We start from the raw sequence: 12,517 nt of genomic DNA, 5'->3' as shown, positions 1-12,517 counted from the left end.
TCGCCAGCGGGGACGTGAAGAGGCTGGCTTCCCGCCGGGGGAGCGGGAAGCCGCAGGGATTACTTCTTCCAGAAGTCGTCGAACACGGTGATCGGCGGACGACGTTTATGCTCGGTTTTGGTGTACCAGCCTTCAATGATTTTCGCCGCGTCGGCGTCGATGGTTTTGCCTTCAAGGAAATCATCAATCTGCTGATAGGTTACGCCCAGCGCCACTTCATCCTGCAGACCGGGACGATCGTCCTCCAGATCGGCGGTGGGGTGTTTGAGATAGAGGTGTTCCGGGCAGCCGAGCGCTTTCAGCAGCTGTTTGCCCTGGCCTTTGTTGAGGCGGAAAATCGGGTTGATGTCGCTGCCGCCGTCGCCGTACTTGGTAAAGAAGCCGGTCACTGCTTCTGCGGCGTGATCGGTGCCGACCACGACGCCTTTGGTCATGCCGGCAATGCTGTACTGGGCTTTCATGCGTTCGCGCGCTTTCTCGTTGCCGCGCACAAAATCCGACAGGGCAATGCCCGCCTCCTGCAGCGCGCGCTCGCTGGCCAGTACCGCTTCTTTGATGTTGACCACCAGCGTGCGATCCGGCTGGATAAATGCCAGCGCATCCTGACAATCCTGCTCGTCAGCCTGCACGCCATACGGCAGGCGCACGGCGATAAAGCTGTAGTCGTGATCGCCGGTCTCTTCACGCAGTTCAGTGATAGCAGTCTGCGCCAGCTTGCCGGTCAGCGTTGAGTCCTGACCGCCGCTGATGCCGAGCACAAGGGTTTTGATAAACGGATGGGCTTTCAGATAGGACTTCAGAAAATCGACGCTGACGCGGATCTCCTGCTGCGGGTCGATAACCGGTTTAACACCCAGGGCCTGAATGATTTCCTGCTGCAGTGACATGAACCTCTCCTCAAGTCGGTAGCCTGACGGCACAATGCGAATCATGTGCTAAAGCTAACGCCTCCGCAGAAAAACAACAAGCCGAACGGCTTGTTGTCCGGTGTTTCTGTTGGCAATTCAGGCGCTTTTTGGTTTCTGCGCCAGCAGCATGAACATCACGATGGCCAGCATAAAGCAGCCAAAGATGGTGGCCGTCATGCTGATTACCGAGGTGCCGCCAAGGCCGGTGATCGGTACGCTGAGCGCGCCGAGCGAGAACATCGCAACACCGATTACCGCCGAGGCGCTGCCGGCGCGGTGGCCCTGGCTCTGCATCGCCAGCGATGACGCGGTGGTGGCGATCACGCCGTTACTGGCGATGGTGAAGAACAGCGCCACCAGCACCAGCGGCAGCGGCGCGCCGCTCACGCCGGCCAGCAGCAGGCAGCTGGAGGCGACAAACGCCAGCGTCAGGCCGCCCTTCAGCACGCGATATTCGCCCCACAGCGGACAGAGCCGGGCGCTGGTCTGGGAAGCAATCACCAGGCCAATACCGTTCGCCGCAAAGCACAAGCTGAACGCCTGCGGTGACAGGCCGTAAATCTGCTGCAGCACAAACGGCGAGGCGCCGATATAAGCAAACATGCCGGACATCATGAAGCCCTGCGTCAGGCAGAAGCCCATAAACGGCCGGTGGGTGATGACCTGGCCGAGCGCCGCCCAGGCGGAGAGGATCGATCCCTGGCTACGGCGTTCGGCCGGCAGGGTTTCGCGCAGCTTCCAGCGCGCCAGCAGAATCAGCAGCACGGCAATCGCGCCCAGCACTACAAAGATGCCGCGCCAGTTCAGCACCGTCATCAGCGCACCGCCCAGCACCGGCGCACCAATCGGCGCCAGGCCATTCACCAGCATCAGCAGGGCAAAAAAACGCGTCAGCTCATGGCCGCTATACATATCGCGGGCAATGGCACGCGACAGCACCGCGCCGCCGGCACCGGCCAGCCCTTCAAACAGGCGCGCCACCAGCAGAGCGTGAATATCCTTCGCCAGCGCACAGCCAATCGAGGCGATGAACAGCAGCGCCAGCGACAGCAGCAGCGGACGAATACGACCAAACTTATCACTCATCGGACCAAACAGCAGCTGTCCGGCGCCCAGCCCCAGCAGACCGGCGGTCAGACTTAGCTGGGCGGTGGCGGTTTCGCTACCGAGGTCGCGCGCCAGTTCAGGCAGGGCAGGCAGATAGAGATCGATACAAAGCGGCCCGAGCGCGGCGAGCAGGCCGAGCGTAATGGCATAAACCAGCCGGTTAGGGTGTGCAGGTGTCATTGATCCTCTGTGTTATTTTTGGCTTTAAGATGTATCTTGCGCCGCGATTATACGGAGCCGGTGACGGCAACACAGCATCTTTACGTAATCCTGACGCTTCAGAACTGACCGAAAGCACCGCCATTGAGTTGATAAATCTGGAATTATGTTCCAGGCTTAGTGGGACATGGACAAAGTATGAGGAACAACAAGATGAATAAAGTGCTGGGATGTATCGCTGCCGCTATGACGCTGGCAGCCCTGTCTGGTTGTACAACTTACGATCGTGCGGAAAGCTACGTGACTAAGCCTGTGGTGAAGGATGTGAAAAAAGGCATGACGCGTGAACAGGTGCGCCAGATTGCCGGACCGGCGTCAACCGAGATTACCATGGTTCACGCACGGGGTACCTGCCAGACCTACGTTATTGGTGAGCGTGATGGCAAACAGCAGACTTACTTTGTGAGCTATAACGACACCGGTCGCGTCATGAACTACGGCTTCCAGAGCTGTAAGGATTACGATACCGATCCGCAAGCCGCGCAGTAACGGCAGCAGAATAACAAACGGCCCGTCTCAGACGGGCCGTTTTTCTTTGTGCGCTTACAGCCCATACGGCCGCGGCACCTCAATGTAGCTGCCGCTGATCTCGCGCTGATAGTAGTGACCATCCTGCACGTAATAGCGTTTGCCGTTGTAATCCAGAACGCGCATGGCGCTGGCCGGTGGGCCATCCGGTGGCTGGACCACCACGTAGGTGTCGCCCTGCCGCTGGTAGTAGCTACCGTTCAGCAGGTAGTAGGTCAGTCCGCCAATCAGCACGGCGGTCGCGGCCTCCGGCAGAAAACGCAGCGGTCCGGGATGTCCCCAGCGGGGTCCCGGACCACCCCAGTGCGGGCCGGGTCCCGGACCCCAGCCATACGGATGAGCAAAACTTACAGTTGGCGCTATCAGGGTTAACGCCAGCATTGAGGCGATAACGTTTCTCATGAGGGTTCTCCTGCGGTAACTCCCCGCAGCATTCGCCTTTCAGCGCGCAAACTCAAGCAAAAAACCGTCGATTTTGCCTCCGTTTACCATGCTTAACGCTTTCCTGACGTTAGCGCCACGATTGCGGAAAAAAGTGCAGAAAACGGCAAAAAAAAACGGCAGGCTTTGCGGCCTGCCGTTACGGGAAAACGGGTTAATTAGCGGTGCGCCAGTTCCGCGTGTTCGTCGCTCTCCAGCACTTTTTTGTCGGTCATACCCAGCCAGCGGCTGGTCAGTGAACCGGCGGTCATCGAGCCGTTAACGTTGAGCGCGGTACGGCCCATATCAATCAGCGGTTCGATGGAGATCAGCAATGCCACCAGCGTGACCGGCAGTCCCATCGCCGGCAGGACGATCAGCGCGGCAAAGGTCGCGCCGCCACCGACGCCCGCCACACCGGCTGAACTCAGCGTGACAATACCGACCAGCGTGGCGATCCATACCGGGTCAAACGGGTTGATACCCACGGTCGGCGCTACCATCACCGCCAGCATGGTGGGATAGAGGCCGGCACAGCCGTTCTGGCCGATAGTCGCGCCAAACGAGGCCGAGAAGCTGGCGATGGATTCCGGTACGCCCAGACGACGCGTCTGTGTCTCCACGTTCAGCGGAATACTGGCGGCGCTGGAACGGCTGGTGAAGGCAAAGGTAATCACCGGCCAGACTTTACGGAAGAAGCGCAGCGGGTTGATACCGTTGATTGACAGCAGCAGCGCGTGAACGCCAAACATGATCGCGAGGCCGAGATACGAGGCCACCACAAAGCCGCCCAGTTTGATGATGTCCTGCAGGTTGGAACCGGCAACCACTTTGGTCATCAGCGCCAGCACGCCGTACGGCGTCAGCTTCATGATCAGACGGACCAGCTTCATCACCCAGGATTGCAGGGTATCAATCGCCACCAGCACGCGCTCGCCTTTGGCTTTGTCATCTTTCAGCAGCTGCAGCGCCGCCACACCGAGGAAAGCGGCGAAAATCACTACGCTGATGATCGACGTTGGATTGGCACCGGCCAGATCGGCAAACGGGTTTTTCGGGATAAAGGAGAGCAGCAGCTGCGGCGTACTGAGATCCGCGACTTTACCAACGTAGTTGCTCTGGATGGCGCTCAGACGCGCGGTTTCCTGCGCGCCCTGTACCAGTCCCTCGGCGCTGAGGTGGAACAGGCCGGTCACCAGCACGCCTACCAGTGCGGAAATGGCGGTGGTAAACAGCAGCACGCCGATGGTCAGCACGCTGATTTTGCCCAGCGACGAGGCGTTATGCAGCCGCGCCACCGCACTAAGGATTGAGGCAAACACCAGTGGCATGACAATCATCTGCAGCAGCTGAACATAACCGTTGCCGACGATGTTAAACCAGCCAATCGACTCTTTCACCACCGGGCTGTTTTCGCCATAAATGGCCTGCAGTGCCAGGCCAAAGATCACCCCCAGCACCAGGCCGGTCAGCACACGCTTCGACAGGCTCCAGCTCTGGTTGCCGACGCGGTTTAACGCAATCAGCAGCGCGACAAATGCCACGATATTGATGATCAGAGGAATATTCATTGTTAACTCCTGAAGGTCGCCACGCGATCGCGCCGCGTAACCGTAAATAGCAGAGGGATCCTCTGTAACTGTCGCGGCATGGTACCAGTTGGCCCTGCGGGAACAATATATCTAAATCGTCTGGGTTATAACTAAATGGAATTTAAGGCGATTATTTCAGCAATCGCTGGCAGAAGGAAAAACACTTCAGCGCGTACTGCCGTTCACCAGCCGGCCAATGCCGTTCTGCAGGTTGTTGAACAGCTGCTCCGGCCAGCCGTTAGCGCCAAACGACGGCATACCGGGCGGAAACCACAGCGCATAACCTACAAGTGCGAGGCACAGCGCGCGCTCCAGCTGGTTGCCTTGCTGGCTGTTGAGGATAGGCAGGCGAAAGCGCCAGCGGCACGGCCACAGCAGCGGCACGCCGGCGGGCGTCAGCATATCGGCGACAATGTGGCTCAGATAGCCGAGCGTCATGCCCTGCAGGACATCCGCTGGCAGGAACCAGTCAGCCGGCACGTTAATCTGAAACAGCCACAGGCTGACCGCCACCGCCAGCAGGCTATGGGTAAAGCCGCGATGGCCAAAAGCGCGGGCTATCGGCTGCGACAGCCATTTTAGCCGCTGGCCCAGCACCGATTTAGGGTGATCGATATCCGGCAGCAGGCAGGTCAGCAGCGCAGCCGGCACCAGATGCCACCAGTCGGCGCTGGCCATCACCGGCGTCAGTTCGGCGCGTTTGGCAAATATCGCACTGGCGATGGCAAAAATGATATGGCCTTCGGCCGTCATGATGGAACCTAGCTGCAAAAACTGTCGATGCATCCAGTATAGGGATTTATCCAGTAAATGAGAACGGTGACGCTGTAACGAAGAGTGAATTTTTTGCTGACCCGCGCCTGAAAAAAGCACGGGAAATTAACGGTCTGGCTTACTTTTGCGCCTGGCAACCGGGCGAAACCTCAGCCAGGCGTAACGCGCCATGCACACCGATCAGTTAAACAGATGTTCCGCCTGCAGCTGCGTCAGGTTTTCCAGTTGCACATTGGCCAGTGCCCAGCGCGCATCGTGGCGATGTTCGGCGGCAGGCACCACAATGGAACGCATGCGCGCGGCTTTGCTGGCGATCATGCCGTTGAACGAGTCTTCCAGCGCCACGCAGTTGAGCGGATCAACCCCCAGCTTTGCCGCAGCATCCAGATACACCTGCGGATGCGGTTTGCTGTAAGGCAGCGCTTCAGCCGAGGCGAGGGCGCTAAAGTAGTGACGCAGATTGAACATCTCCAGCACGCGTTCCAGCATCGCCAGCGGAGACGCCGAGGCCAGCGCAATCGCCAGGCCCTGTTGCTGACACAGCTGCAGCGCCTGCTCTACGCCGGGCAATAGCGGCCGCGTCTCTTCGACCAGCGCCAGCGCACGGGCAATAATACGCTGAGTGACTTCGGCCTGATCCGGTCCGTTCCACAGCAGCGCCTCGTACCACATGCGTACGGTTTGATCGATGCGCAGGCCGAGCGTATCCGGCAGCTCGTGGCGGCGGCTAATATCCACATTCAGGCTGGCAAACACCTCCAGCTCGGCGCGATCCCATAGCGGTTCAGAATCAATCAGTAAGCCATCCATATCAAAAATAGCGGCCAGCACAGGGCGACGATAGGTCATACAACAGCTCCATTGACAGTTTGCCCTACCTTAACATGGGCGGCGGCGAAAACCGACTTATGGCAGGTTACGCATTTTTCAGGAAAATTTGCTGTAGTGCAGGTAGACTTAGGGCAAAACTACTGTTTGTGAAGGGAAGACACCATGACGTATCAACAGGCTGGCCGCATCGCCATCCTCAAGCGAGTGGCTGGCTGGGTGATTTTTATTCCGGCGCTGTTATCCACCCTTATCTCCATCTTAGGCTTCATGTTTAAACACAGCGAAAAGCAGCCCGGCATCGACGCCGTGATGCTCGACTTCGTGCATGTGATGGTGGATATGATTAAATTCAACACGCCGTTTCTCAATGTGTTCTGGAACAATTCGCCGGTGCCGGAATTTAACGGCGGGGCCAATATTGGCTTCTGGCTGATCTATATCCTGATATTCGTGGGCATCGCTTTGCAGGCCTCGGGCGCACGCATGGGGCGTCAGGCGCGCCATATTAAAGAAGGCATTGAAGACCAGATGATTCTGGAACAGGCAAAGGGCAGCGAAGGGCGCACGCGGGCGCAGCTGGAAGAGAAAATCCATGTGCCGCGCCACACCATTTTGCTGCAGATTTTTCCGCTGTATATTCTGCCGGTGATCATCGCTGTGGCCGGTTACTTCGTGTTGAAACTGCTCGGCATGCTGTAAGGCGTCAGGCCGGTCTGACCTGGCGCTGGCCCAGCGCATCCTCCTCCAGCAACTGGCCGATAGCGAACTGCGCTTCGCCGGCCCAGTTGCCGCCAAAGACGTTGGCGCGGTTGAGCAGATAGTAGAGCTGATACACCGGCTGACGCTGCGAGAAGCCTTCCGGCAGCGGCCACACCGCATGATACCCTTCGTAAATCTGGCGCGGCAGATCGGCGTAGTAGCTGAGCATCGCCAGGTCGCATTCGCGATCGCCCCAGTAGCAGGCGGGATCGAACAGCCACGGGCCGCTTGCGCTGCCGGCGCAGTTGGCTGGCCACAAATCACCATGCAGTAACGACGGTTGCGGATGGTGATTAGCGAGGCTGCGCTGCACGCAATCCACGATCAACTCCATGTCACCGTAATGCACGCCTTTCTCCGCCGCCAGCTGCAGCTGCCAGCCGATGCGCTGTTCGGCGAAAAACACCGACCATTTGCGTAACCAGCTGTTGGGTTGCGGCGTGGTGGTAATGTTGTTGTCGAAGTCGAGACCAAACTGCGGTTGCTCGCTCCACTGGTGCAGATGGGCCAGCTGCTGGCCGAGCTGGAATGCGCTTTGGGCGTTGAGTGGCTGCGGGGGAATGTATTCCAGTAGCAGAAAGCTGGTGTCACGATCGTTACCGACGCCGTAGACCTTCGGCACGCGCACCGTGTGGGTACGCGCCAGCAGATCAAGCTGGTCGGCTTCCCAGCTGAACAGCGTCAGCATGTCGCGCGTGTTGCATTTGACGAACACTTCCAGCTCACCGTAGCGCAGGCGCCACGCCGGATGAATATCGCCACCGGGCAACTCATGACGTTCGGTGATTTCGGCATCGCCGGCGTACTCGCTTAACAGACGACTAATGGCTGACCACATCGGGTAATCCTCTTTATTCGCTGCGTAAGGTCGATTGTAACGCGCAAAACTTGCACAACTCCAGCGGCAATGCGCAAATTGCGGATTGCGTCAGGCTTGCGCTTTAAGAAACGCTTCCAGCGTGGTGACATCAGCGTCCGGCTGCTGATCGAGTGCCACTGCCGCCAGCCCGGCGGCGTGTTCCGCCAGCGCCTGCTCCTCCAGCGCACTCACAATGCCAAAGCTGTTGGTGCCCAGCTCGTGCGGATGGCCGTCCGCATCGTGTAACGTGGTGCTGTAACCACCGTTAACCATCGCGCTATTCAGCGCCTGCAGATCGCCAAGACCCCTTTCCTGATAACGGAAGGTGACAACGTAACGCTTGAGATCATGATCGCTCATCTTTTCACCTCATTGTTATCGAACAGATTTCAGCGTAGACCAGCGCCTGCGATAGAGCGAATTCTGCACAATCGCCCGGCGGCGCACAGCGTAAAGTCCTGTCAGGGTCGGCAGAAAATTCTTGTAGCATTTAAGCTGTTATTTGGTTATTTGCCGCCTATAATGCGCGCCGGAAATGGGAAGATTCCCAATCCACACGCGGTGCCAGCGCAAAACCTGGCGATTCTGGTGCTTTCATACTTTTTTACAAAACTTACCGTAAATTGCATTGATTGCCCGGGAAAATTCTCCAGACTCATCTCTTTTTCAACTGTCGTACGGGTTACCTTTTAATGAAAGCCTTCAATAAGCTGTCCGCTGTTTTGTTGCTCTCCGCCGGAGCATTTTGTCACCAGGCCTTTGCAGATAACGCTGTCTTCACCTCAATGGATGACCCTTCTACGGCAAAAAAACCGTTTGAAGGCACCGCGTCAGCCGGTTACCTGGCACAGACCGGTAACACCACCAGCTCATCGCTGACCGCGTCAACCAGCATGACCTGGTATCAGACCTCAACGGCGTACAGCCTGTGGGGTAACGCCGCGAATACCTCATCCAACGATGAGCGCTCGTCGGAAACCTATAACATCGGTGGCCGTAGCCGTTACAACCTCAACAGCGCTGACTACCTGTTCGGTCAGGCGAGCTGGCTGAGCGACCGCCTGAACGGTTATGATTCACGCGATGTTCTGACCGCCGGTTACGGTCGTCAGATCCTCAACGGTCCGGTGCACTCGCTGCGTGCTGAATTCGGTCCGGGTGTACGTTACGATGACTTCCACGATGGCGGCCACGAAACCAAAGCCCTGGGCTACGGCGCGCTGAGCTATCAGTGGCAGCTGACTGACACCACCAAATTCATCCAGGGTGTGTCGGTGCTGAGCAGCTTTGGTGAAGACACCACGCTGAACTCCGAAACCGCACTGCAGGTGGCGATCAACGACCACTTCGCGCTGAAACTGGGCTACAACGTCACCTGGAATAACAATCCGCCAGAATCTGCGCCAGACCGTACCGACACCAAAACCACGGTCCAGCTCTCTTACGCGATGTAAACCAGAGCGCATTGTTACACCGTCGCCCGGCCTGTGCCGCGCGGCGGTTTTTTTTTATCTCTCTTTGGCTTAGCGCATTTCTTCGCGGGTTTTGCTCACTGCGGAAAGCTGTTATCATCGTTGCCGCTTTACGCGCCTGGCGTCATTCCGACAGTGTGGGTCTGACATCGCGCCAGGTTAACCAAACAAAACTCAGTGTTGCATGTAGGCTTTCGTGTGGCTTACCACTGCAATTAAGGATATGAAATGCCAGTAATTACTCTTCCTGATGGCAGCCAGCGCGTATTTGACCGTCCGGTCAGCGTGATGGACATTGCGCTGGATATCGGTCCGGGTCTGGCGAAAGCCTGCATTGCCGGTCGCGTCAATGGCGAACTGGTGGATGCGGTTGATCCGATCACCAGCGATGCGCAGGTCGCTATCATCACCGCGAAAGATGAAGCCGGTCTGGAAATTATTCGTCACTCCTGTGCGCACCTGTTAGGGCATGCGATCAAACAGCTGTGGCCGAATACCAAAATGGCCATCGGTCCGGTTATCGATAACGGCTTCTATTATGATGTCGATCTCGACCATACGCTGACCCAGGAAGATCTTGAGCTGCTGGAAAAGCGCATGCACCAGCTGGCTGAGACCAATTACGACGTTGTGAAGAAGAAGGTGAGCTGGCAGGAAGCGCGTGACGTGTTTGCCGCGCGGGGCGAAAGCTACAAAACCACTATTCTCGACGAAAACATCAGCCATGACGATCGTCCTGGCCTGTATCACCATGAAGAATACATTGACATGTGCCGCGGTCCGCACGTGCCGAATATGCGTTTCTGCCATCATTTTAAACTGCAGAAAATCTCCGGAGCCTACTGGCGCGGCAACAGCGACAACAAAATGCTGCAGCGTATTTACGGTACGGCCTGGGCAGACAAGAAACAGCTGGCGGCGTATCTGCAGCGCCTGGAAGAGGCCGCGAAGCGCGATCACCGTAAAATCGGTAAGCAGCTCGATCTCTACCATATGCAGGAAGAAGCACCGGGTATGGTATTCTGGCACAATGACGGCTGGACCATCTTCCGCGAGCTGGAAGTGTTTGTGCGCACCAAGCTGAAAGAGTACGACTACCAGGAAGTGAAAGGTCCGTTCATGATGGACCGCGTGCTGTGGGAAAAAACCGGGCACTGGGACAACTACAAAGAAGCGATGTTCACCACCTCTTCAGAGAACCGTGAATACTGCATCAAACCGATGAACTGTCCGGGTCACGTGCAGATCTTTAACCAGGGTCTGAAATCGTACCGCGACCTGCCGCTGCGTATGGCGGAGTTCGGTAGCTGTCACCGTAACGAACCGTCAGGTGCGTTGCACGGTCTGATGCGCGTGCGCGGCTTTACCCAGGATGACGCCCACATCTTCTGTACTGAAGATCAGGTGCGTGATGAAGTGAACAGCTGCATCCGCATGGTCTATGACATGTACAGCACCTTCGGTTTTGAAAAAATCGTGGTGAAACTGTCGACGCGCCCTGAGAAGCGCATTGGCAGCGATGAGATGTGGGATCGTGCCGAAGTGGACCTCGCCGAAGCGCTGAAAGAGAACAACATTCCGTTCGAATATCAGCCGGGTGAAGGCGCCTTCTACGGCCCGAAAATTGAGTTTACGCTGCACGATTGTCTCGACCGCGCCTGGCAGTGCGGCACCGTTCAGCTAGACTTCTCCCTGCCGAAACGTCTGGAGGCCACCTACGTGGGCGAAACCAACGATCGTCAGACGCCAGTGATGATTCACCGTGCGATTCTGGGTTCGATGGAGCGCTTCATCGGGATTCTGACCGAAGAGTTCGCCGGTTTCTTCCCGAGCTGGCTGGCGCCGGTACAGGCAGTGGTGATGAATATCACCGACGGCCAGGCAGAATATGTCAGTGAATTGACGAAGAAATTGCAGAATGCTGGCATTCGTGTCAAAGCAGACTTGAGAAACGAGAAGATAGGCTTTAAAATCCGCGAGCACACATTACGTCGCGTCCCTTACATGCTGGTCTGCGGTGAGAAAGAGGTGGAAGCAGGCAAAGTTGCCGTGCGCACCCGCCGTGGTAAAGACCTCGGGAGCATGGACGTAGATGTGTTTGTTGAGAAGCTGCAACAAGAGATTCGCAGCCGACATCTTCACCAATTAGAGGAATAAGGTTATTAAAGGCGGAAAACGAGTACAACCGACGCGTCCGAACCGTATCAACGGCGAAATCCGTGCCACCGAAGTGCGCTTAACTGGCGTAGACGGCGAGCAACTTGGCATTGTCTCACTGCGCGAAGCGATTGAGAAAGCAGAAGAAGCTGGCGTAGATTTAGTTGAAATTAGCCCGAACGCCGAACCGCCGGTTTGCCGCATTATGGATTACGGCAAGTTCCTTTATGAAAAGAGCAAATCTTCTAAGGAACAGAAGAAGAAGCAAAAAGTTATCCAGGTCAAGGAAATCAAATTCCGTCCTGGTACCGATGAAGGCGACTATCAGGTAAAACTCCGCAGCCTGATTCGTTTTCTGGAAGAGGGCGATAAAGCCAAAATCACGCTGCGTTTCCGTGGTCGTGAGATGGCGCACCAACAGATCGGTATGGAAGTGCTTAACCGCGTGAAAGAAGATCTGAATGAACTGGCAGTGGTCGAATCCTTCCCGACGAAGATCGAAGGCCGCCAGATGATTATGGTGCTCGCACCTAAGAAGAAACAGTAGGCTTTCAAGTAATAATGCCGCGTAGCGTTCGCGCTGCGCGGATTTTTATTCGCCTGTCTGGTTCATTTTATTAACAATGCGAAGTGGATATTTGTAAAAATGCCAAAGATTAAAACTGTACGTGGCGCCGCAAAGCGCTTCAAGAAGACCGCTTCTGGCGGCTTCAAGCGTAAGCACGCAAACCTGCGTCATATTCTGACTAAAAAGTCTACTAAGCGTAAACGTCACCTGCGTCCAAAAGGCATGGTGTCTAAAGGCGATCTGGGTCTGGTTGTTGCCTGCCTGCCGTACGCATAAGTTAACCCTTTTTTAATTCCCCGATAGATTTCGGGTTGCAGTCAGGC

General features: G+C 56.7%; 14 protein-coding genes. 6 read left to right on the top strand and 8 right to left on the bottom strand.

Going from position 1 to position 12,517, the window contains the following annotated elements:
- Positions 1–59: 59 nt before the first annotated feature.
- Positions 60–887 carry an ammonia-dependent NAD(+) synthetase gene (gene nadE, locus F3I21_RS02790; protein WP_021506261.1) on the bottom strand — a complete coding sequence of 276 codons (828 nt, stop codon included), beginning with the start codon at positions 885–887 and terminating at the stop codon, positions 60–62.
- A gap of 117 nt (positions 888–1,004) precedes the next feature.
- Positions 1,005–2,195, bottom strand: coding sequence for a multidrug effflux MFS transporter (locus F3I21_RS02785; protein ID WP_058769686.1), 1,191 nt, complete (start codon positions 2,193–2,195; stop codon positions 1,005–1,007).
- A 192-nt stretch (positions 2,196–2,387) separates the two neighbouring features.
- Between F3I21_RS02785 and osmE the strand changes: the two genes are divergently transcribed.
- On the top strand, positions 2,388–2,723 hold the full coding sequence (gene osmE / locus F3I21_RS02780) for an osmotically-inducible lipoprotein OsmE (protein ID WP_021506259.1): 336 nt from the start codon (positions 2,388–2,390) through the stop codon (positions 2,721–2,723).
- A 54-nt stretch (positions 2,724–2,777) separates the two neighbouring features.
- Here the strand turns inward: osmE and F3I21_RS02775 are convergent, their stop codons facing one another.
- The 4 genes from F3I21_RS02775 to hxpB form a co-directional block, all read right to left on the bottom strand.
- Positions 2,778–3,164, bottom strand: a complete 387-nt coding sequence (locus tag F3I21_RS02775; protein WP_031279187.1) for a DUF6515 family protein — start codon at positions 3,162–3,164, stop codon at positions 2,778–2,780.
- Between the two features lie 197 nt (positions 3,165–3,361).
- On the bottom strand, positions 3,362–4,753 hold the full coding sequence (locus F3I21_RS02770; RefSeq protein ID WP_021506257.1) for an L-cystine transporter: 1,392 nt from the start codon (positions 4,751–4,753) through the stop codon (positions 3,362–3,364).
- A 186-nt stretch (positions 4,754–4,939) separates the two neighbouring features.
- Entirely contained in the window at positions 4,940–5,527 is a 588-nt protein-coding gene (locus F3I21_RS02765) for a metal-dependent hydrolase (protein WP_021506256.1), read from the bottom strand.
- 201 nt (positions 5,528–5,728) lie between these two features.
- Complete coding sequence (gene hxpB / locus F3I21_RS02760) at positions 5,729–6,397, bottom strand: hexitol phosphatase HxpB (protein ID WP_150058245.1); 669 nt, start codon at positions 6,395–6,397, stop codon at positions 5,729–5,731.
- 144 nt (positions 6,398–6,541) lie between these two features.
- Between hxpB and F3I21_RS02755 the strand changes: the two genes are divergently transcribed.
- Positions 6,542–7,078, top strand: a complete 537-nt coding sequence (locus tag F3I21_RS02755; protein ID WP_058776249.1) for a YniB family protein — start codon at positions 6,542–6,544, stop codon at positions 7,076–7,078.
- 4 nt (positions 7,079–7,082) lie between these two features.
- Here F3I21_RS02755 and F3I21_RS02750 read toward each other — a convergent pair whose 3' ends face one another.
- On the bottom strand, positions 7,083–7,976 hold the full coding sequence (locus tag F3I21_RS02750; protein ID WP_058769688.1) for a fructosamine kinase family protein: 894 nt from the start codon (positions 7,974–7,976) through the stop codon (positions 7,083–7,085).
- Positions 7,977–8,066: 90 nt separating this feature from the next.
- Positions 8,067–8,357 (bottom strand): type V toxin-antitoxin system endoribonuclease antitoxin GhoS, encoded by a 291-nt coding sequence (gene ghoS / locus F3I21_RS02745; protein WP_058757672.1) that lies wholly within the window; start codon positions 8,355–8,357, stop codon positions 8,067–8,069.
- Between the two features lie 332 nt (positions 8,358–8,689).
- Between ghoS and F3I21_RS02740 the strand changes: the two genes are divergently transcribed.
- The 4 genes from F3I21_RS02740 to rpmI all read left to right on the top strand — a co-directional run bounded on the left by F3I21_RS02740 (position 8,690) and on the right by rpmI (position 12,470).
- Positions 8,690–9,451 (top strand): YdiY family protein, encoded by a 762-nt coding sequence (locus tag F3I21_RS02740; RefSeq protein ID WP_031279185.1) that lies wholly within the window; start codon positions 8,690–8,692, stop codon positions 9,449–9,451.
- A gap of 246 nt (positions 9,452–9,697) precedes the next feature.
- A complete protein-coding gene (gene thrS, locus F3I21_RS02735) occupies positions 9,698–11,626 on the top strand; it encodes a threonine--tRNA ligase (RefSeq protein WP_150058243.1) in 1,929 nt (642 codons plus the stop codon).
- 4 nt (positions 11,627–11,630) lie between these two features.
- Positions 11,631–12,173, top strand: a complete 543-nt coding sequence (infC, locus tag F3I21_RS02730) for a translation initiation factor IF-3 (protein ID WP_058757673.1) — start codon at positions 11,631–11,633, stop codon at positions 12,171–12,173.
- Positions 12,174–12,272: 99 nt separating this feature from the next.
- Positions 12,273–12,470, top strand: a complete 198-nt coding sequence (gene rpmI, locus F3I21_RS02725; protein WP_006118955.1) for a 50S ribosomal protein L35 — start codon at positions 12,273–12,275, stop codon at positions 12,468–12,470.
- Positions 12,471–12,517: the final 47 nt, after the last annotated feature.

It is taken from the genome of Pantoea sp. B_9, assembly GCF_008632015.1.
GTDB classification, from domain to species: Bacteria; Pseudomonadota; Gammaproteobacteria; order Enterobacterales; family Enterobacteriaceae; genus Pantoea; species Pantoea dispersa.
Note: the sequence above shows the minus strand (reverse complement) of the source record. Positions and strands in the feature narration are given on the sequence as shown.

Excerpts from the sequence above, each read along its gene's own strand:
- rpmI (WP_006118955.1), top strand. The coding sequence starts at position 12,273 with ATGCCAAAGATTAAAACTGTACGTGGCGCCGCAAAGCGCTTCAAGAAG.
- F3I21_RS02755 (WP_058776249.1), top strand. The coding sequence starts at position 6,542 with ATGACGTATCAACAGGCTGGCCGCATCGCCATCCTCAAGCGAGTGGCT.
- hxpB (WP_150058245.1), bottom strand. The coding sequence starts at position 6,397 with ATGACCTATCGTCGCCCTGTGCTGGCCGCTATTTTTGATATGGATGGC.
- F3I21_RS02740 (WP_031279185.1), top strand. The coding sequence starts at position 8,690 with ATGAAAGCCTTCAATAAGCTGTCCGCTGTTTTGTTGCTCTCCGCCGGA.
- ghoS (WP_058757672.1), bottom strand. The coding sequence starts at position 8,357 with ATGAGCGATCATGATCTCAAGCGTTACGTTGTCACCTTCCGTTATCAG.
- F3I21_RS02765 (WP_021506256.1), bottom strand. The coding sequence starts at position 5,527 with ATGACGGCCGAAGGCCATATCATTTTTGCCATCGCCAGTGCGATATTT.
- F3I21_RS02775 (WP_031279187.1), bottom strand. The coding sequence starts at position 3,164 with ATGAGAAACGTTATCGCCTCAATGCTGGCGTTAACCCTGATAGCGCCA.
- F3I21_RS02770 (WP_021506257.1), bottom strand. The coding sequence starts at position 4,753 with ATGAATATTCCTCTGATCATCAATATCGTGGCATTTGTCGCGCTGCTG.
- thrS (WP_150058243.1), top strand. The coding sequence starts at position 9,698 with ATGCCAGTAATTACTCTTCCTGATGGCAGCCAGCGCGTATTTGACCGT.
- F3I21_RS02785 (WP_058769686.1), bottom strand. The coding sequence starts at position 2,195 with ATGACACCTGCACACCCTAACCGGCTGGTTTATGCCATTACGCTCGGC.
- osmE (WP_021506259.1), top strand. The coding sequence starts at position 2,388 with ATGAATAAAGTGCTGGGATGTATCGCTGCCGCTATGACGCTGGCAGCC.
- F3I21_RS02750 (WP_058769688.1), bottom strand. The coding sequence starts at position 7,976 with ATGTGGTCAGCCATTAGTCGTCTGTTAAGCGAGTACGCCGGCGATGCC.
- nadE (WP_021506261.1), bottom strand. The coding sequence starts at position 887 with ATGTCACTGCAGCAGGAAATCATTCAGGCCCTGGGTGTTAAACCGGTT.